Origin of the sequence: Lonsdalea quercina subsp. quercina (genome assembly GCF_000688655.1) — a bacterium.
Taxonomy (GTDB): Bacteria; Pseudomonadota; Gammaproteobacteria; order Enterobacterales; family Enterobacteriaceae; genus Lonsdalea; species Lonsdalea quercina.
On record NZ_JIBO01000008.1, the window covers coordinates 25,197 to 43,496 of the forward strand.

Annotated in this window: 20 protein-coding genes; 3 read left to right on the top strand and 17 right to left on the bottom strand. The window is 52.8% G+C overall.

The genetic code is table 11. The features are described 5' to 3' along the window. Nucleotides 1-40: 40 nt before the first annotated feature. The 10 genes from flgK to flgB form a co-directional block, all read right to left on the bottom strand. Entirely contained in the window at nt 41-1,696 is a 1,656-nt protein-coding gene (gene flgK / locus RZ35_RS09030) for a flagellar hook-associated protein FlgK (protein WP_026743010.1), read from the bottom strand. A gap of 104 nt (nt 1,697-1,800) precedes the next feature. Continuing rightward, entirely contained in the window at nt 1,801-2,784 is a 984-nt protein-coding gene (gene flgJ / locus RZ35_RS09035; protein WP_051625529.1) for a flagellar assembly peptidoglycan hydrolase FlgJ, read from the bottom strand. Further along, complete coding sequence (locus RZ35_RS09040) at nt 2,784-3,893, bottom strand: flagellar basal body P-ring protein FlgI (protein WP_036153053.1); 1,110 nt, start codon at nt 3,891-3,893, stop codon at nt 2,784-2,786. The genes flgJ and RZ35_RS09040 overlap by 1 nt, the downstream gene beginning before the upstream one ends. A gap of 10 nt (nt 3,894-3,903) precedes the next feature. Then, entirely contained in the window at nt 3,904-4,569 is a 666-nt protein-coding gene (locus RZ35_RS09045) for a flagellar basal body L-ring protein FlgH (RefSeq protein ID WP_026743013.1), read from the bottom strand. Nucleotides 4,570-4,674: 105 nt separating this feature from the next. Then, nucleotides 4,675-5,457, bottom strand: a complete 783-nt coding sequence (gene flgG, locus RZ35_RS09050) for a flagellar basal-body rod protein FlgG (protein ID WP_026743014.1) — start codon at nt 5,455-5,457, stop codon at nt 4,675-4,677. A gap of 20 nt (nt 5,458-5,477) precedes the next feature. Continuing rightward, the gene (locus RZ35_RS09055; protein ID WP_026743015.1) at nt 5,478-6,233 is read right to left on the bottom strand and encodes a flagellar basal body rod protein FlgF; all 756 of its coding nucleotides are present in this window, start codon (nt 6,231-6,233) and stop codon (nt 5,478-5,480) included. Between the two features lie 22 nt (nt 6,234-6,255). Then, nucleotides 6,256-7,461: a flagellar hook protein FlgE gene (gene flgE, locus RZ35_RS09060; RefSeq protein WP_026743016.1), complete on the bottom strand. Its 1,206-nt coding sequence runs from the start codon at nt 7,459-7,461 to the stop codon at nt 6,256-6,258. A gap of 86 nt (nt 7,462-7,547) precedes the next feature. Then, nucleotides 7,548-8,228 (bottom strand): flagellar hook assembly protein FlgD, encoded by a 681-nt coding sequence (gene flgD, locus RZ35_RS09065; RefSeq protein WP_026743017.1) that lies wholly within the window; start codon nt 8,226-8,228, stop codon nt 7,548-7,550. Nucleotides 8,229-8,246: 18 nt separating this feature from the next. Further along, nucleotides 8,247-8,651: a flagellar basal body rod protein FlgC gene (gene flgC / locus RZ35_RS09070; protein ID WP_026741083.1), complete on the bottom strand. Its 405-nt coding sequence runs from the start codon at nt 8,649-8,651 to the stop codon at nt 8,247-8,249. A gap of 5 nt (nt 8,652-8,656) precedes the next feature. Then, complete coding sequence (gene flgB / locus RZ35_RS09075; protein ID WP_026743018.1) at nt 8,657-9,070, bottom strand: flagellar basal body rod protein FlgB; 414 nt, start codon at nt 9,068-9,070, stop codon at nt 8,657-8,659. A 454-nt stretch (nt 9,071-9,524) separates the two neighbouring features. Between flgB and flgA the strand changes: the two genes are divergently transcribed. The 3 genes from flgA (at nt 9,525) to RZ35_RS09090 (ending at nt 10,793) form a co-directional block, all read left to right on the top strand. Continuing rightward, nucleotides 9,525-9,950, top strand: a complete 426-nt coding sequence (gene flgA, locus RZ35_RS18675; RefSeq protein ID WP_410425607.1) for a flagellar basal body P-ring formation chaperone FlgA — start codon at nt 9,525-9,527, stop codon at nt 9,948-9,950. A gap of 80 nt (nt 9,951-10,030) precedes the next feature. Beyond that, nucleotides 10,031-10,327 carry a flagellar biosynthesis anti-sigma factor FlgM gene (gene flgM, locus RZ35_RS09085; RefSeq protein WP_026743020.1) on the top strand — a complete coding sequence of 99 codons (297 nt, stop codon included), beginning with the start codon at nt 10,031-10,033 and terminating at the stop codon, nt 10,325-10,327. Between the two features lie 28 nt (nt 10,328-10,355). Then, nucleotides 10,356-10,793, top strand: coding sequence for a flagella synthesis protein FlgN (locus tag RZ35_RS09090; RefSeq protein WP_026743021.1), 438 nt, complete (start codon nt 10,356-10,358; stop codon nt 10,791-10,793). Nucleotides 10,794-10,815: 22 nt separating this feature from the next. Here RZ35_RS09090 and RZ35_RS09095 read toward each other — a convergent pair whose 3' ends face one another. The 7 genes from RZ35_RS09095 to cheR form a co-directional block, all read right to left on the bottom strand. Then, a complete protein-coding gene (locus tag RZ35_RS09095) occupies nt 10,816-11,226 on the bottom strand; it encodes a flagellar protein FlhE (RefSeq protein WP_139171446.1) in 411 nt (136 codons plus the stop codon). Next, nucleotides 11,223-13,316: a flagellar biosynthesis protein FlhA gene (gene flhA, locus RZ35_RS09100; RefSeq protein WP_026743023.1), complete on the bottom strand. Its 2,094-nt coding sequence runs from the start codon at nt 13,314-13,316 to the stop codon at nt 11,223-11,225. Before flhA ends, RZ35_RS09095 begins: the two co-directional genes overlap by 4 nt. Then, nucleotides 13,309-14,460, bottom strand: a complete 1,152-nt coding sequence (gene flhB / locus RZ35_RS09105) for a flagellar biosynthesis protein FlhB (RefSeq protein WP_026743024.1) — start codon at nt 14,458-14,460, stop codon at nt 13,309-13,311. Before flhB ends, flhA begins: the two co-directional genes overlap by 8 nt. Before the next feature lie 227 nt (nt 14,461-14,687). Next, nucleotides 14,688-15,335, bottom strand: coding sequence for a protein phosphatase CheZ (gene cheZ / locus RZ35_RS09110; RefSeq protein ID WP_026741075.1), 648 nt, complete (start codon nt 15,333-15,335; stop codon nt 14,688-14,690). Between the two features lie 9 nt (nt 15,336-15,344). Next, complete coding sequence (cheY, locus tag RZ35_RS09115) at nt 15,345-15,734, bottom strand: chemotaxis response regulator CheY (protein ID WP_026741074.1); 390 nt, start codon at nt 15,732-15,734, stop codon at nt 15,345-15,347. 37 nt (nt 15,735-15,771) lie between these two features. After that, on the bottom strand, nt 15,772-16,824 hold the full coding sequence (locus tag RZ35_RS09120) for a protein-glutamate methylesterase/protein-glutamine glutaminase (RefSeq protein ID WP_026743025.1): 1,053 nt from the start codon (nt 16,822-16,824) through the stop codon (nt 15,772-15,774). Next, nucleotides 16,824-17,699: a protein-glutamate O-methyltransferase CheR gene (gene cheR / locus RZ35_RS09125; RefSeq protein ID WP_026743026.1), complete on the bottom strand. Its 876-nt coding sequence runs from the start codon at nt 17,697-17,699 to the stop codon at nt 16,824-16,826. Before cheR ends, RZ35_RS09120 begins: the two co-directional genes overlap by 1 nt. Nucleotides 17,700-18,300 lie beyond the last annotated feature (601 nt).

The window sequence follows — 18,300 nt, forward strand, 5'->3', positions numbered from 1 at the left end:
GAATTTATACATTATTTTCAATAAATTGGTGAAGCACTCGTTAGCCTGAAATTGCAGCCAGCAAGGAATCAAAAATCGACCCGGCGGTTGACAAAATTTTGGCGTTCGCCGTGTAGTATTCCTGATAGCGCTGTAGGTCGATATATTCTTCATCCATGTTGACCCCGGAGATCGACTGCTGCTTTTCAGTCAACTGCTCCACGATGCTGGATTGCGTCGTGGCGGTGGTTTCAGCGCTTTGCGTTTTAACACCGATTTCACTGACCAGTGATGCATAGGCTTCGCTGAAGGTAGCGTTGCCATTGACCTGGTTACTGCTTTGCAACGCCAGCAAGGCGGCGGCGTTTCGGTTATCACTCTCGCCGCTGCTATCGTCATTAAGCGCGGCGGCAATTTTCGCCGGGTCGGTAATCGCCACCGACATGTTTGAAATCACTTCGCTGACGGTGTTTAGCGTAAATTTGTCACCCGCGTTTGCTGTACCGCTCACCGCGACCTGGACGCCATCGAAACTGAGCATGGGATTGCCGCTGTCATCGGTGCCGCTGGTATAGTCAACGCTCGCGCCGTCTGAGTTGCGCGTAACCGCCCAGGCGCCATTGGCGTACTTTAACGTATAATCGCTGGCTTTCACTGCCGTCGAATCCGCAAAGGTCGCCGTTAAAGAGGCGCTGCCGGAGTTATTGGTATTGCTGACGACACCGGGCTGCGCGAAGCTGAAAAAGTCCGTTCCAACGTCCCCGTTTAGGTCAACGCCTTCCTTATGCTGGGTGTTGAAACTGTTAGCCAGCGTCAAAGCCATGAGCCCCAGCTGGTTGCGTGCGCTATCCAGCGTTTCTGTACGGAACGTCAGCAGTCCGTTGATGCTGCCGCTTTCCAGTGAGTCAGCGCTCAGCTGAATCGGATCACTGATACCATTGTCGTACGCGACCTCGACTCTTGACGGATCGTCAGGAGACGTGACGGTCACCAAGTCGTAAGACTTATCGCCCTGTACCAGCGTCATGCCGTTGGACAGACTGACGCTCACCATGCTGTCCTGAGTTGTCGTCGTAACGCCAACAACCTTGCTCATTTCAGTGATTAACTGGTCGCGCTGGTCCAGCAGGGAGTTGGCGGAACTGGAGCCGCTGCCTAGCTGAACGATCTTTTCGTTCAGATCCGCGATCTGCTTGGAATAGGTGTTGATCTGCGCCACGCTGGTTTTCAATTCAGAGTTAATCGACGAATCCATATCCTGAAGATATTTATCCGTGCTGCTGAACTGATTTAGCATACTTTGCGCGCTGCTGATCACCGTCTGACGCGCAGAAGAGTCGCTCGCGTTCGTGCTGAGCGACTGCAATGAAGAGAAGAATGAAGACATCAGTGTGGACAGGCTGTTGTCACTATCGGACAACAGGTTGTCGATCTGAGAAACCTGCTCAGAATAAGCGGTAGTGCCAGCGTAGTTGCTGGACGCAGCGCGCAGCTGACTGGTGACCAGGGAGTCATAGGCCCTGTCGACGGAAACAACATTCACGCCATTGCCAACCGTGCCATAAGGCTTTTGCGTACCGGCATTCTGGGCCAGGGAAACGCTCTGTTTGCTGTAGCCATCAGTATAGACATTACTGATATTGTTAGACGTGGTGCTAATAGCCACATTCGCAGCTTTCAGGCCTGACGACGCAATGTTTATCAATGAACTGGCCATGAAATTTCCTTTATATTACAAATTCTAACCGGCAATGGTGTCTGATAAAGTTATCGGCTGGGGCCACATAAACTTGAGCAAGAAAATAAAAAAATAAAAGCGGTTTAAAATAAGTTACTTATGTCGTGTGTATACGCCTTCACCGCTTTCTCCGTGGTGTTCTTTATCTGCCCGATAATTTGCACCAGCTTGTCTCCGTAACGCGGATCGGTCGCGTAGCCTGCTCTCTGCAGTTCATAGGCCGCCGCCTCTGCGCTATTCGCATTCACGACACCCTTATAACGCGCGTTGTCAGTCAGCAGGGAGATGTAGTCGTTGATCGAATCCAAATAGCTATCGTAGACGCGGAACTTCTCTTTGACCTTATAGGCACGACCGTTTTCGAACTCGGTCGTGACGATTTCGGTGACTTTTCCGTCCCAGTTGCTGCCGGCTTTCACACCAAACAGGTTATGGCTGGGTTTGCCGTCGCTAGTCGTGATCTCACGTTTTCCCCAGCCCGACTCCAGCGCGGCCTGCGCCATAATTAGATGATGTGGGATACCGGTTTTCAGGCTAGCGATCATGGAAGGCATCGACAAACGGTGAGTAAAGTCTTCAGACGACGGCGCTAATTCCGGCTGCGCCTTGGTTGCGCTCTCACCCTGCTGGTCTGGATTATGACGCTTCAAAAACTCGCCCATCAGCGCCGGGGTAAAAGCGGACGACGTTAAAAAGTCGTCCTTACTAACCGGCATTGGCGTCGTTCCCACCGCATTGTCAGGCAGTTCATTCACATTGCGGCTAAGCTGCTTCACCATCATGTCGGCCAGCCCCAGTCCTTTGGCGGAGAGGTCTTGTGCAACCTGTTGGTCATACATGCTGGTATAAAGCCGCGTCTGATCGCTGCTGAGCAAGCCGTCTTTCGGCAGCGCCGAACGCATGCTCTTCAACATCATGTTGACGAACAAACCTTCGACCTGCTTCGCCACTTTTTTCAGCGCTGACGGATCGTTTTTGACCGCATCATTGCGTAGCTTGTTCAGCGATCTGACGTCATAGGCCGCGGAAGCCTGATCGATCGAACTGGTGTTATCGAGCTTCATCATTAGATGATTTCCACTTCCGCCTTGACGCAGCCCGCGCTGTGCATCGCCTGGATGATGGACATCAGATCCATCGGCGTCGCGCCCAGCGAGTTAAGCGCACGAACCACGCTGTTCAAATTGGTGCCCGCATTCACGCGTTGAAGCGCCCCGCCTTCCTGACGCATATCGATCTGCGTCTGCTGGGTGACAACGGTTTGCCCACCGGCCAGCGGCGTGTTCGGCTGATTTACATTTTGCTGGTTGTTGACCGTAACGGACAGATTGCCCTGCGCGATGGCGCAAGAGTCGAGCGTCACGTTGCGGTTCATCACTACCGATCCGGTACGAGAGTTGATGATGATTTTCGCGTCCATTTCGCCGGTATTGATATTAATGTCCTGAATCTGGGCCAGAAAACGCACCTGAGACGTGCTACCGGACGGTAAAGTGACTTCCACCGTACGACCATCAAGCGGTCTGGCGACGCCAGAGCTATTGAACTGGTTGATAGAGTCGCTGATGCGCTGCGCCAGGCTGAAGTTTTCCTGCTTCAGCTGAAGTGTCAGATTGTTAGTAGCGCCAAACGTGGTTGGCAGCTCGCGCTCAATGGTCGCGCCGCCGTTGATTCTGCCGCCGGACAATTGGTTCACCTTGACCTGGCTCCCGCCGGAGGAAGCCCCCGCACCGCCGACAAGCATGTTGCCCTGCGCCAGCGCGTAGACCTGATTATCGACCCCTTTCAGCGGCGTCATCAATAACGTGCCGCCGCGCAGACTTTTCGCTGACCCCAACGACGACACCACGACGTCAATTTTCTGCCCGGCGCGAGCAAATGCCGGATAGTTAGCAGTAACCATGACCGCCGCAACGTTTTTCAACTGCATATTGGTACCGCTAGGCACGGTAATCCCTAGCTGAGACAACATGTTGGTCAAACTCTGCGTCGTAAACGGCGTCTGAGTGGTTTGGTCGCCCGTACCGTCGAGACCGACAACCAGGCCGTATCCAATCAGCGGGTTATCACGTACGCCTTGAATATCAACCAAATCACGTAAACGCTCGGCGTGTGCTGATGACAAGAGCGTCAGTGATAATGTGATAAATGAAAAAATAAGGTGACGAACCCGCATGATTAACCTCTTAAAATGGTGAAACGTTCAGGAAGAAGCGCTGTAGCCACCCCATTTCCTGGGCTTCATTGATATAGCCTTTGCCGACATATTCGATCCGGGCATCAGCAACCTGTGTGGATACCACGGAGTTGGATCCGGTGATCGTTCTTGGATTCACAATGCCGGAGAAGCGGATATATTCCGCGCCTTGGTTGATGGCAATCTGCTTTTCGCCTACCACGTGCAGGTTGCCGTTACTCAGCACGTCTTTCACCGTCACGGTTATCGTACCGGTAAAGGTGTTTTTCGCGGTCGCACCACCGGAGCCGTCAAAGTCATTTTTCCCTTCTACGTCGAAGTCGGCGCGCTGGTTGCCGAACAGCCCTTGCAACAGACGAGGTGCTGTCGTGACACCGAGCGAACCAGAGCCGTCACGGGATGAGTTCGCACTCGAACTTTTGCTGGCGCTGACATTTTCCTGCAGGGTGATCGTCAGGATATCGCCGACGTTACGGGGACGACGGTCCTCGAACAAAGGTTGGTAGCCGTAGTTCATCGGCTGAACCATCTGAAAGATCGATCCGTTGGTGGCAACCAGGTTAGGCGGCGCAGGCTGCGCCGTCGTTTCGCCTTCGACCAGCTCTTTGTGCGGGAAATAGGCGCATCCGGCTAATGAAGCGCATACCGACAGCATAAGCGCCGGTGCGACGACATTTTTCCACCCGGCACGGCATAGGCGAACACCGCGCATGCGCGGTGCGTTCACTTCTTTTTTCATTAACACCATAAATGTGCTTTCTTAAATTTGCGTAAGCCGCTGTAGCATGGCATCGGAAGTCGTCACCGCCTTACTGTTTATTTCGTAGGCACGCTGTACTTGGATCATATCGACCAGCTCTTCCGCCACGTTGACGTTAGAGGTTTCGACATAACCCTGATAAAGCACACCGGCGCCGTTCTGACCCGGAGTCGACTCTGTCGGCGCGCCGGAACTCTGCGTTTCCTGATACAGGTTCTCACCCAGGCTCTGCAAACCGGTCGGGTTGATGAATGTGCTGAGCGTCAGCTGGCCGATCTGTGTCGCTGCCGCCTGACCCTGTTCAGTCACGCTTACCACACCGTCACGCGCTACCGTCATGGATACCGCGGTGTCTGGCACGGTAATCGCAGGCTGAACCTGGTAGCCGCTGGACGTCACCATCTGACCATTCGCATCCAGCTGGAAAGAGCCATCGCGGGTATACGCGGTGGTGCCGTCCGGCAGCAATACCTGGAAGAAGCCCTGACCATTGATGGCGATGTCTTTGGTGTTTTCCGTCTGTTCCAGGTTACCCTGGCTGTGCAAACGTTCTGTCGAAACCGGACGAACCCCTGTACCCAGCTGCAAACCAGATGGCAGATTGGTTTGCTCCGAAGACTGAGCACCCGGCTGACGAACCGTTTGATACAGCAGATCTTCGAAAACCGCGCGCTGACGCTTAAAGCCGTTGGTACTGACGTTAGCGAGGNTGTTCGAGATGACATCCATGTTGGTTTGCTGAGCATCAAGCCCGGTTTTTGCAATCCACAGTGAACGAATCATAGTGTTACCCTTAAAATTGATTAACTAACAGACAGCAGCTTGTTTGCGCTCTCGGCGTTTTGATCGACGTTCGTGATCACTTTCATCTGCATTTCAAAGCGCCGGGCGCTGTTGATCATGTCAACCAGCGTTTCGGTCGAGTTCACATTGCTGCCTTCCAGGACGCCTGGCATCACTTTCACTGTGTCATCCGCCGGCAAGGCGTTGCCGACTTGCTGCTGAGCCTGAGGGGAGATGTGAAACAGGCCGTCATCACCACGAACCAACTGGTTCGGTTCTGACTTGACCAGCTTCANCGCGCCCGCCGCTCCAACCGTGTTTGGCGCATCGCCGTCGCCTAGCGCGGAAATCGTTCCGTCTGCGGCGATGGNGACAGTGGACTGCACCGGCACCGTCAGCGGACCATCGTCGCCGACGACCGGATAGCCCTGAATGGTGAGCTGACCGGTTTCATCAAGCTGAATAGCACCATTGCGGGTGTAGGCTTCTTCGCCGTTAGGCAGCTGTACGGCCAACCAACCGTCGTCCTGCACAGCCACGTCCAGTGGACGAGACGTATAGTTCAGCGGCCCCTGTGACATATCTGCACCCGGAGTCGACGCCACGACCAGCGTACGGGTTGGGAGCGTAGGCCCCTCGACCGGCACCGCGCGCATGGCGTTCAACTGCGCCCGGAAACCGGGCGTGGACACATTGGCCAGGTTGTTGGCGATGACCGACTGCTGTTCCATCGTCTGACTAGCGGCGCCCATCGCTGTATATATGGCGTGATCCATATCGTTACCTTGTGTGGCTTAATTAACGCAGGTTAACCAGGGTGTTCAGGATGGAATCCTGTGTCTTGATGGTCTGGGCGTTGGACTGATAGTTACGCTGAGCAACGATCATATTGACCAATTCAGAGCCGACATCGACGTTGGATGATTCAAGCGCGCCGCTGGTCAACGACCCCAACAGACCCGTGCCTGCTGTGCCCAAAGAGGCTTCGCCGGAAGAGGACGTTGCGCTCCAGACGTTATCCCCTTCTGATTTCAGGCCCTGGTTGTTAGAGAATGTCGCCAAAACAATCTGTCCCAACAGCTGAGTCTGTCCATTGGAATAGGTGCCGTTGATGGTGCCGTCATCATTGATGGCGTATTCGACCAGGTTACCGGTGGTGTAGCCGTTCTGCGTTTTGCTCAGCTCGGAGCTGGACGCGTTCTGCTGCGTTGAGCCGGCAAAGTCGATGGTGAAGGTGTTGGCTGCGGAACCGTTCAGCGAGTTGGTCGTGACGTTGAAGGACGTCGTTCCGGTCAACTGACCGCTGGTGCTGAAGTTCAGCGTTCCCAGATCCTGAGCGGTCGCCGTGCTATCGCTGCTATCCAGCGCGTGCACTTCCCAGGTATTGTCAGCCGTTTTGGAGAAATAGAGGTTCATGACGTGGGTGTTACCCAGGCTGTCATAAGTGGTCATCGACTTGGTCCAGGAGTAAGTGCTGGAATCGGTCGCGTCAAAGGTAGTACCGGCAGCCAACGCATCGGTGGTGGAGTTCAGGTTGGCGACGTAGGTAGAAGTTGACGTCTGCTGAGCGGCGATGGAACCCGCAGAGATGTTAATCGTAGTCGGTTCAGCGCCCGCAGCAATGGTCGGCGGCGTACCGGTAGCGGAATAACCCGTCACGTAGTAGCCGGTTTTAGTCGTCAGGTTGCGATCCGCATCCAGCTGAAATTCGCCGTTGCGGGTGTAATAAACCGAACCAGCGTCATCCGCTACGCGGTAGAAGCCATTACCTGAAATAGCAACGTCGGTGCCGACGTCGGTATTCTCGATCGTCCCGTCGTTAAAGTTCTGCGTCACGGCGGCGACCTTAACACCCAGGCCGACGGCCGAATCGGCGAAGATGTCCGCGAAAGAAACCGTTGCGCCCTTAAAGCCTGTCGTTTCTGAGTTGGCGATGTTGTTACCAATGACATCCAGATTACTGGAGGCGGCGTTTAATCCGCTGACCGCTTGTGAAAAACCCATTTGGTGATGCTCCTAAAAATAGTTGTTTTGCTGTGTGTTGTTTTAGGCGGCTGGTCTGCTTGTCTTGTCAGCCGCACGATTCACAATCAAATAATCTGTTTCACGTCGCTGAGCGACGCTGTGCCTGACAGGCCGAGGTTCAACACGGCTTCCGAAGAGTCCGTGTTAACGCCGTAGACCAACGCATATTTCAGCGGGGTCGCTGTCACGCTGGCGCCGTCGGAGCCTGTCGCACTCACCGTGTAGGTGTAAGTACCGGCGTCGACGGTGCCACCGCTGTCGTTCGTGCCATCCCAGCTGTAGGTCTGTACGCCGGCACTTTGAGCACCGAGATCTACGGTTTTCACCGTATTACCGCTCGAGTCTTTAATCGTTACATTGACGTCCGTCGCTGCATTGGCCAGTTCGACACCAAATGCAGTGGTCGAGCTGTCAGAGCCGACTACAATGCTGTTGCCCTGGATCAGAACGCCGTTGCCGATCAGAGAGCTAGCCTGTAGGGTTTCAGAAGTGTCCAACTGGCTGGAAATCGAGCCGAGCGTAGTGTTCATGCTTTCTATGCCGCTCAGCGTACTGATCTGGGCAAGCTGTGTAGTGAGCTGGCTGTTGTCCATTGGATTGGTGGGGTCCTGGTTTTGCAACTGCGCAACCAGTAAGGTCATAAATTCGTTCTGCAGGTCGGCACTGCTGCTCGCACTGGACGAACTGCTTGTTGTGCTAACGCTACTGCTATCTGTTGATTCTGTAAGTGAAACTGAGACGCTCATGGCTATTCCCCCACGTTATTATTGGCCTATTGTCAGCGTTTTCTGCATCAATGACTTAGCCGTGTTCAGCACTTCCACGTTTGCCTGATAGCTGCGTGATGCAGAAATGGAGTTCACCATTTCAGCAGTAACATCCACATTAGGCATACGTACGTAGCCACGTTCATCAGCCAGGGGATTCCCCGGTTGATAAACCAGTTTATCTGGAGAGGTGTCCTCAACGACGTCGTCCACTTGCACGCCGCCGATGGCCTGTCCATCCGGAGCAGCCACTTTAAAAACGACCTGCTTGGCACGGTATGGCTCGCCATCGGGTCCGGTCACGCTATCCGCATTCGCCAGGTTACTGGCGCTTACATTCATGCGTTGGGACTGCGCGGTCAGCGCAGAACCTGAAATTTCGAAGATATTAATTAGCGACATACGCGTTATTTATCCTGTAACACTGACATCATGCTTTTGATTTGGCCGTTTAACAGCGTAAGATCCGTTTGATACCGCAGACTGTTGTCTGCGAAATTTGTCCGTTCTCTGTCCATATCTACGGTGTTCCCGTCCAGGGCCGGCTGGTCGGGTACGCGATAGAGCAGATCTAAATCAGGCATTGACGTAGTAGATGCGGGGATATGGCGGGCCGACGTGGTGGCCAACGACGTTGTTGTGCCGGACGCGCGACCTTGCTTCAGGGCTTTATTCAGCTCGCTGGAAAAGTCTATATCCCGGGCTTGATAACCTGGAGTGTCCGCATTAGCGATATTCGCAGAGAGGATCTCCTGGCGTTGAGCCCGTAAATTCAACGCTTCCTGCTGGAAGCGGAATGAAGCATCTAATTTGTCGAGCATGCTTTCCCTCAGGAAAAGTAATTAAAGAAGAGTGACGATAGACAGGATAAACTTCGCGCGGCAACTTTATCGACGGAATAGACGGGAAATGAGTGGCTATTTTCTCGTTTGGCACAGACCGCATCTCTGTAAACTGCACAGGCGATGNTGTGTACTTCAGCAGTCGACTCGACTTCATTTGAGAAAACGGACAGGGGAATTTTTGATGGGATTTTGGCGCAAATTAATCTTATGTAAGATTTTTTTCCTTATCTCACTGCCCCCGGCAGCGGCCGCTGACCGCGACCAGATTACGGCTCAAATCAAGACGTTTATTCAGGGACAGCTCTACGTTCCCTCTGCTGAAGTCAATGTCATTGTTAAAACACCGATCGAAAGAATTGAATTATGCTCTGAGCCTCAGCTGTCGCTGCCTTCAAGAAAGAAAATATGGGGCACCCTCAGCATTCGAGCCATGTGCGGGACCACTCGCCATTTTCTGCAGGCGAGTGTTGAGGTGACTGCGCCATACCTTGTCGCCACCCGTCCGATACCGCCCAAACAGAAAATTCAGGCTGAAGACGTCGCGCTGCAACGCGGCCGTCTTGACGCATTGAGCGTATCGCCGCTGGCGGACCCCACGCTCGCCGTGGGTGCTATCAGCATTCGCATGATTGGCGCCGGACAGCCTATCTCTGCCAACATGTTGCGAAATCCCTGGGCCATCAAAATGGGCGAAACCGTGAAAGTCACGGTTTCGGGAGACGGATTTAGCATCGTCAGCGAGGGGAAATCCATGGATAACGCCGCGCTCAACGACGTCGTCAGGATTCGCATGGAATCTGGACAAATTATTACTGGAATAGCGGCTGAAAAAGGGCTGGTAAAAATTGTACAATAAGCGTTAAAGCTTCGGGTGGATCGTCCGATATAAGTATTCAGTCACTATACCGATATCATATTTGTAAGTAGGGAGGCCTCATGAGCATTGATAGTACTCGTCCGGTATCTGGAGTAAAATCAATACAAAATACGGAAGCGGATTTACTTCACGCCACAAAAAGTAAATCTACTTCTTCCAGCAGTGCAGCGAGCACCAGCGGTCAGACGCAGGTCAGCCTGAGCGAGACTCAGTCCAGCCTGTTGCAGCCGAGCAGCCAGGACATCGATATGGAAAAAGTCGATACCCTGAAGCAGGCTATCAAGGACGGCAAGCTGGAAGTCGACGTGGGTAAAATCGCCGATGCCCTGCTGAGCGAAGTACAGACAACTTACTGATTAGATTATTAAAAGGCAACGTTGGCCCATGCAAATGAATGAAGTTTTGGAACAGATGCTGAATAGCCTTGTGTCGCTTAAGGACATTCTCTCTCAAGAGCAGGATGAACTCAGTGCGCGCCAGGTCAATCCGTCGTTTTTGCATCGGGTGACTGAGAATAAGAATGAGCAACTATCCATTCTCAAGCATTTTGATAACCAGCGCCTGACGCTGGATGCGCAGTTGTCGATTCGCCCTCCCTACCCCGACTCTCCCCAATTGAATGCTCAGTGGTCTCGGATACATGAACTTACTCGCGAGCTGAGTCAGAACAACCACCGCAACGGCCTGTTGCTTAATGCTCAGTTGGAAAATAACCAGCAGCTGCTGGGTTTTCTGGAACAAAAACAGAGTCAGGGAATTTACGGCCCGAATGGTCAGGCCAAGAACACGGGTACGCACCTGGGACGCAAGTTCAGCGTCTAAGACATCATTCAAAGCAGCGACGTTATTTTTTGGCGTAGTTGACAATCAGCTGGTATTTCGTGACTCGCATAGGCTGCCGTAAAGCGCCTTTCCCAGGAACATGAAATACCAGATAGAAAGGCGTCTCCGCCGACAATCCCGCAAACATTTCCGTACTTCCATTTTGCCCATTCAGACGAACACACTGCCCTGGAATACAAAGTGAGGCGTGAAGACCTGTCGAATTGCGTGACAACAGTTCATAACGCCAGAGGACCGAGGTCAAAACGGCCCCTTTTGGAAAGGAGCCGTTTGCATGAAGCAAAGCTGAACGTTTGGCGATACCTTTCTGACTGATCAGCAGATTAGCGCCTTCCCATACAGGTTGCTTATTTGCGGCGACCGCATTCACGAAGCCAGTCGCCAATAACAGCATTAAGGCAAAACGTTTCACTGCCCTGACCCGCCAATGACTGACGTCATGCGAATTTGACGGGTATCGGTAATTTCCTGATTGGAAAGGACAATCAGCTGCGGCAGGCTGCGGCGCAGGAATCGCGACAGCAGAGGGCGAAGTGCGTGCGTGACCAGCAGAACTGGCGGCGCGCCCAGCGCTTCCTGATGTTGAACCGCATCCTGAGCCTGGGAAAGCAGCCTGTCGGCCAGCCCCGGCTCCAAACCGCCGCCGTTCTGCATCGCCTGCAGCAATACGCGCTCCAGCGACGACTCCAGACCAATCACCTGAATATCATCATTCCCCGGGAACCATTGCTGGGTGATGGCGCGGCCTAGTGCTACACGAACAACCACGGTAAGCTCATTCGGGTCTTTCTGGATCGCTGCATGCTCTGACAAGGTTTCCAGAATCGTACACATGTCACGGATGGACACACGCTCAGCCAGCAGGTTTTGCAACACCTTGTGCAGTACCGTCAGCGTGACGACATTCGGGATAAAGTCATCGGCCAGCTTCGGCATATCTTTCGTGACGCGATCCATCAGCTGCTGCGCTTCCTGACGACCAAACAGCTCGCTGGCGTAGACATTGATCAAATGGTTCAGGTGAGTCGCCACGACGGTACTGGACTCAACGACCGTAAAGCCCTGCGCCTGCGCCTGATCTTTCAACGCGCTTTCAATCCATACGGCAGGCAGACCAAATGCGGGGTCTTTCGTGATTTCGCCGGTCAATTTACCTATGGCGCTACCGGGGTTAATCGCCATCCAACGGCCCGGATGAGCTTCCCCACTACCGATCTCAACCCCTTTCATCAGGATGCGGTAACCTGCGGGCTGCAGTTCAAGGTTATCTCGAATGTGGACAACCGGAGGTAAGAAGCCGATTTCCTGCGCGAATTTTTTACGAATACTTCTAATACGTCCCAGCAGTTCTCCGTTTTGTTGAAAGTCCACCATCGGGATAAGACGATAACCCACTTCAAGACCGAGCTGGTCTTCCAGCTGTACGTCATCCCAACTCGCTTCAACGATTTGCTGCTGTTGACTTTCCGCCAGGGCAGGCTCTGCCGCCGCTGCGGTCGCTTTTTGTTCAGCTTTCCCTCGCGTCCNCCAAGCAACGCCTAGCAATATTGCGGTAAACAGCAGAAAGACGAAGTTAGGCATGCCCGGAACCAGGCCAATCAGCCCCAGTACGCCGGCACTCAGCACCATAACCTTCGGATTACTGAACAGCTGGGTGACCATCTGCTCGCCGACATCTTGCTCGGTGCTAACACGAGTCACGATCACACCAGCCGCGGTAGAAATCACCAACGCCGGGATCTGTGCGACCAAACCATCACCGATGGTCAACAGCGTATAGCTCTGAGCGGCGTGCCCCAGATCCATGTTGTGCTGAATAACCCCAACTAACAGACCACCGATTATATTGATGGCCATGATCATCAGCCCTGCGATGGCGTCGCCGCGTACAAACTTGCTAGCACCATCCATCGAGCCGTAAAAATCAGCTTCCTGGGTCACATCCGAACGCCGCTTTTTCGCTTCGGCTTCGCCAATGAGGCCGGCATTAAGATCGGCGTCTATCGCCATCTGCTTACCCGGCATCCCGTCCAGCACGAAACGAGCGCCGACTTCGGCGATACGCCCGGCACCTTTGGTGATGACCATGAAGTTGATCAAGACCAGGATGATAAACACGACGATACCGATGGCGAAGTTACCGCCCACCAGGAAGNGGCCGAAAGCTTCAACGACCTTCCCTGCAGCTCCGGCTCCCGTGTGACCTTCCATCAGAATGATTCGCGTAGAAGCGACGTTAAGCGACAAACGTAACAGCGTGGAAAAGAGCAGAATCGTCGGAAATGCGGCAAACTCCAGCGTACGCTGGGTGAACATGGCGACGAGGAGCACCATGACAGAAAGCGCGATGTTGAAGGTAAACAGCAGATCCAGAATAAATGGTGGCAGCGGTAGCACCATCATCGACAGGATCATTAAAATCAGGATCGGTCCTGCCAAAACCTGCCACTGCGTGTCTTTCAAGTTGCCTGGCAAGCGTAGCAATGAAGCCAGATTAGCCATCAGTCGTGTTCTCTTTTGCGAAGTCCAGTGAATCTGGCACAGATAAATGAGTTGGTTTTTGCGGTGTCAGCCCGCCTTCACGTTTCCAACGTTTAATTTGGTAAACCCAGACCAGCACTTCGGCAACAGCCGCATACAGTGTTGCTGGGATGCTTTTTCCTATGTCAGCGTGCTTGTAGAGCGCCCTTGCCAACGGCGGCGCCTCCAGCGTCGGTACGCGATGTTCAGCGCCGATTTCACGAATCTTCAGAGCGATATCTCCGGCGCCTTTGGCTAGCACTTTAGGCGCGCTCATCTTTTTGTCGTTGTATTGCAGCGCGACCGCGTAATGCGTCGGGTTAGTCACAATCACATCGGCTTTAGGTACATCAGCCATCATGCGCCGTTGAGCAATCGCTCGCTGCATCTGACGAATACGTCCCTTGATATGTGGGTCGCCTTCGTTCTGTTTGAACTCGTCCCGAATATCCTGCTTACTCATACGCAGTTTTTTTAAGTGACTCCAGATCTGCCAAAAGACGTCAAAGGCCACCATCGGTATCATACTAAGCAGTACCAGAAAACCACAGTAAATCGCCAGCTCCAGTGCATCGCCAAGCGCCGTGACCAGCGGCTCTGAAATCAAACGCAGAATCTCCGGCCATTTGTGCCAGAGAAACAGCCCTGTCACAAAACCGACGACGACCGCTTTGATGATCGCTTTGAACAACTCGGCCAGCATCTGTGACGAGAACAGTCGTTTAAGCCCCGCAATCGGGTCGAGCTTTTCAAGACTGAACTCGATGGATTTGGTACTAAACACCAGACCGCCCAACATAACCGGCGCGCCAATGGCGACCAGGACCATTCCCAGCATGATTGGAACCAGAGCCATCGCAGCGAGTTTCAGCAAGGCGAAAACATGGCGCCCCATCTGCTTGTTGTCATTGATGATGTCATGATTGAAATACAATCCCTGGCTCAGCATCGTGCCAAGCCTCTGGTACATCATTTCACCGGTCATCCACAATATCCCCAGCCCAATAATGAGCATGAGAATAGATGTCAATTCACGGGATCGAGGAACTTGACCTTCCTCGCGGGCTTTTTCCGTTCGGTGGGCTGTGGGGGCCTCTGTTTTTTCCAGATCGCTATCGTCTGCCACGTTAGCTATTCCTGTTTGTTACTGACCAAAACGAAAAATACACGCGATTAGCATGACAAATAAGAAAAAACTTGATGGGTGGAAAAAAGAAGAAAAGAGGCGGCTATTTGATGCATCAGTTAAAAGAGAGGGGATTTACGGTCGGAAGAGGCCCGACCGTAAAAATCCACATACCTTTGCCTGATATTCCCAACGCTATATTTATATTCTGTCGGGGATCGGGCTAATCAGAATCCAAGACTGTCGAGCAAATCGTCGACCTGATCCTGATTTGATACAATGCCAGCGGCAGTTTTGTCAACTTGAGGGCCGTTGAGCAATCCATCGTCAGCACGCTTCGGTTCGGCCTTTTTCTCTGGCATATTTTCCAGCAAGACCATCAACAGTTGTTTCTCTATCTCCTGGACAACATCCATCATACGTTTGATGACCTGTCCCGTCAGGTCCTGGAAGTCCTGCGCCATCATGATTTCCAGTAACTGAGCATTGGTGAAAGAGGTATGTTCGGGAACTTCCTGTAGATAACTGCGGGTATCCGTTACCAGCTCACGCGCATCGGCTAACTCAATCGGGTTTTCAAACCACTCATCCCAACGCGTGGTGAGGGATTTAGCGTCTTCTTCCAGCTTGTTCTGACGCGGCTGAGAAGCCTCAACACAGCTCAGAGCGCGCTCCGCCGCCTGTGCAGTCATCTGGACAACATAATCAAGACGATCCCGAGCGTCAGGTATCGCTTCCGCCGCTTCGGCAATAGCATGATCCAAGCCCAGTTCTTTCAGGCTATCACGCAGCATGCGAGTCAACTGACCAATGCGGGAAATGATCTCGGTCGCTGACGCGTTATCGTTAACAGGGGGCACCGGATGTGGATTCATGACATCTCCTTACATACCCAGCTTTTCGAAAATTTTACCTAGCTTTTCTTCAAGCGTAGCCGCAGTAAACGGTTTAACCACGTAGCCGCTGGCGCCAGCCTGCGCCGCAGCAATGATGTTCTCTTTCTTCGCTTCCGCAGTCACCATCAGTACTGGAAGTTTAGAAAGCGTGCCGTCGGCCCGGATGGTCTGCAACAGTTCCAAACCATCCATATTCGGCATATTCCAATCGGAAATGACGAAGTCAAAACCACCGGTACGCAGCTTGTTCAAAGCATCCGCACCATCTTCTGCTTCTTCCACATTGTTAAAGCCCAGCTCTTTTAGCAGATTTCTTACGATGCGACGCATTGTCGAGAAATCATCCACCACTAAAAATCTGAGTTCTTTATCAGCCATACCTACTCCTACAGTTTTTATTGCTCACTCGGAGCTGCTATATACGTAATGCCTGTCCGGCAGAAATTTGAGCCAGCATTCGCTGACTTACCTGGTGCAAATCCACCACTTCGTCGACACCACCGAGCGCAATAGCCTCTCGAGGCATACCGAAAACGACACAGCTGGCTTCATTTTGCGCCATTGTGTACGCNCCAGCCTGATGCATTTCCAACATTCCCATCGCGCCATCGTTGCCCATTCCCGTCAGAATGACGCCGACTGCGTTGCGACCCGCATATTTCGACACAGAGCGAAATAACACATCAACGGAAGGACGGTGCCGATTGACCGGCGCTTCGTCATGGAGCTTGACCTGATAGTTAGCTCCGCTGCGCGAAAGCTCCATGTGCCTGGCCCCCGGCGCGATATAAGCATGCCCCGGCAGAACACGTTCTCCATCTTCCGCTTCTTTAACCGTGATTTGGCATAGCTTGTTCAGGCGCTCGGCGAAGGATTTGGTAAAGCCCGGCGGCATGTGCTGCGTGATGATCACCGCAGGGCTGGTCGGCGGCAACGGCTGAAGCACATGGCGAATCGCCTCTGTCCCCCCGGTTGACGCCCCGATCGCGATCAGCTTTTCACTACTCAGCAGCGGCGAGCTAAGCACTTTGACCGGCGCCGAAGCGCTCTGGCTATGCTGGGGAAGACGCGCCTTGGCGGCTGTCCGGATTTTGTCCGCGATGAGCTCGCTGTACGACAGCATCCCTTCACGGATCCCCAACTGAGGTTTGGTCACAAAATCAACCGCGCCTAGTTCAAGCGCCCGCAGCGTGATTTCCGATCCCTTGCCAGTCAGCGATGACACCATGACGACCGGCATCGGTCGCAATCGCATCAGCTTTTCGAGAAAATCCAACCCATCCATGCGCGGCATTTCGACATCCAACGTAAGAACCTGTGGATTGAATTTTTTGATCAGATCACGTGCCACCAACGGATCTGGCGCAGTCGCGACCACTTCCATATCAGGATGGCTGTTGATGATCTCAGTCATGATTTGACGCATGAGCGCGGAGTCGTCAACGCACAATACTTTTATTTTGCTCATTATCTTTCCTTAGCCAGCCCATACACTGTCTGCCCGCGCAGATAGAATTCCCGACTGATCTGACTGAAATTCTCTGAATGACCTGCAAATAGTAATCCGCCGGGTTTAAGCAGCGGGACAAAGCGACGCAGGATGCGTTCCTGAGTTTCTTTATCGAAATAAATCATGATATTACGGCAAAAAATAGCATCAAACGGCGCGGGAACAGACCACTCCGGCGCCAAGAGATTCAACTGCTGAAAATGAACCATTGAAGCCAGTTCAGAGCGCACGCGAACCAAGCCGCTATGCGGGCCTGTGCCGCGTAAGAAGAAACGCTGCATCTGTTGTGGCGAGAGCGAGCGTAATTCATCCTGCCGATATATGCCGGCAGCGGCCTTTTCCAACACTTGAGTGTCGATATCGCTGGCAACCACTTGGCAGTGATTCTGGGATTTGTCTCCAAAAACCTCAGCCAACGTCATTGCTAACGAGTAGGGTTCTTCACCCGTAGAAGCAGCGGTACTCCAGACGGAATAATTACCCTGACGCTTGCGGGCGTGTTCAGCCAAAATCGGGAAATGATGCGCCTCACGAAAAAAAGCCGTCAGATTGGTGGTCAATGCGTTGGTGAACGCCTGCCATTCAGCGCTGTTGGGATCAGACTCCAATAGGGCCAGATATTGACCGAAATCGTTGATGCCCAGCAGTCGTAGACGCCGAACCAAACGGTTATAAACCATTTCCCGCTTGTGGTCGGCCAGCACGATGCCAGCGCGTTGATAAATAAGCTGGCTGATACGTTTAAAGTGCGTATCAGAGAGCGGTAACCGTTCAACCATCTGCGACAGGATTGACGCAGATCCGGAATGATGTGGCGATGTCGTATTTTTCATTGTCTAACTGCCCGAAAATGGATAGGTTATCTTCTTGTTTTTCAATATGGGCTCATCCCTAACAGCAATTACAGGCATACCATTTTTCAAATATCCATCTTCTGCAGATGTATGGCACAGCCACTGCGTCTTACTGGTAAACATATAACCGCGCGCCTCTCAACCTCAGAGACGCGGCTAATGTTGTTTACCAACGCCGAATTAGCTTAGGTGACTGTCCATCTTAGTCACTGCTTTACCCACTTCGATACCTCTGTCCTTGCTGCCAGAGGCTACAGTCGCCATGTCTACATATTGTCAACTACGGCCATCAATTAAGAATTGCTTTTATAATGCGCTGCCGGTTTCCCGGCAGCGCTGCCTTTCAGGCTATAAGTTTGCTGTGTGAACTACGTCTTTGCCTAACTCTCGCGAAGCTGTCAGCCAATGTTTCGGCGCGACAAGTCCCCTACACTAACTCCATCGGCTAATGCCGCCCTTTCTTTAACTCAATCCGCATTTTCAGCGGGTAATAGCTGAAAATATAACCTTTCTGCTGATGAAAACGAATTTGCCGGCCTCAAACGGAGGCCGGACAAACGCTTTTCAGTACATAATTCAG

What these genes read in the sequence shown, in the direction of transcription:
- RZ35_RS09040 (WP_036153053.1), bottom strand. Translation starts at nt 3,893, where the DNA reads ATGCGGGTTCGTCACCTTATTTTTTCATTTATCACATTATCACTGACG.
- RZ35_RS09045 (WP_026743013.1), bottom strand. Translation starts at nt 4,569, where the DNA reads ATGCTGTCGGTATGCGCTTCATTAGCCGGATGCGCCTATTTCCCGCAC.
- flgK (WP_026743010.1), bottom strand. Translation starts at nt 1,696, where the DNA reads ATGGCCAGTTCATTGATAAACATTGCGTCGTCAGGCCTGAAAGCTGCG.
- flgD (WP_026743017.1), bottom strand. Translation starts at nt 8,228, where the DNA reads ATGAGCGTCTCAGTTTCACTTACAGAATCAACAGATAGCAGTAGCGTT.
- cheZ (WP_026741075.1), bottom strand. Translation starts at nt 15,335, where the DNA reads ATGAATCCACATCCGGTGCCCCCTGTTAACGATAACGCGTCAGCGACC.
- cheY (WP_026741074.1), bottom strand. Translation starts at nt 15,734, where the DNA reads ATGGCTGATAAAGAACTCAGATTTTTAGTGGTGGATGATTTCTCGACA.
- flgM (WP_026743020.1), top strand. Translation starts at nt 10,031, where the DNA reads ATGAGCATTGATAGTACTCGTCCGGTATCTGGAGTAAAATCAATACAA.
- RZ35_RS09090 (WP_026743021.1), top strand. Translation starts at nt 10,356, where the DNA reads ATGCAAATGAATGAAGTTTTGGAACAGATGCTGAATAGCCTTGTGTCG.
- flgJ (WP_051625529.1), bottom strand. Translation starts at nt 2,784, where the DNA reads ATGATGAAGCTCGATAACACCAGTTCGATCGATCAGGCTTCCGCGGCC.
- cheR (WP_026743026.1), bottom strand. Translation starts at nt 17,699, where the DNA reads ATGAAAAATACGACATCGCCACATCATTCCGGATCTGCGTCAATCCTG.
- flgC (WP_026741083.1), bottom strand. Translation starts at nt 8,651, where the DNA reads ATGTCGCTAATTAATATCTTCGAAATTTCAGGTTCTGCGCTGACCGCG.
- flgE (WP_026743016.1), bottom strand. Translation starts at nt 7,461, where the DNA reads ATGGGTTTTTCACAAGCGGTCAGCGGATTAAACGCCGCCTCCAGTAAT.
- flgB (WP_026743018.1), bottom strand. Translation starts at nt 9,070, where the DNA reads ATGCTCGACAAATTAGATGCTTCATTCCGCTTCCAGCAGGAAGCGTTG.
- flgA (WP_410425607.1), top strand. Translation starts at nt 9,525, where the DNA reads ATGTGCGGGACCACTCGCCATTTTCTGCAGGCGAGTGTTGAGGTGACT.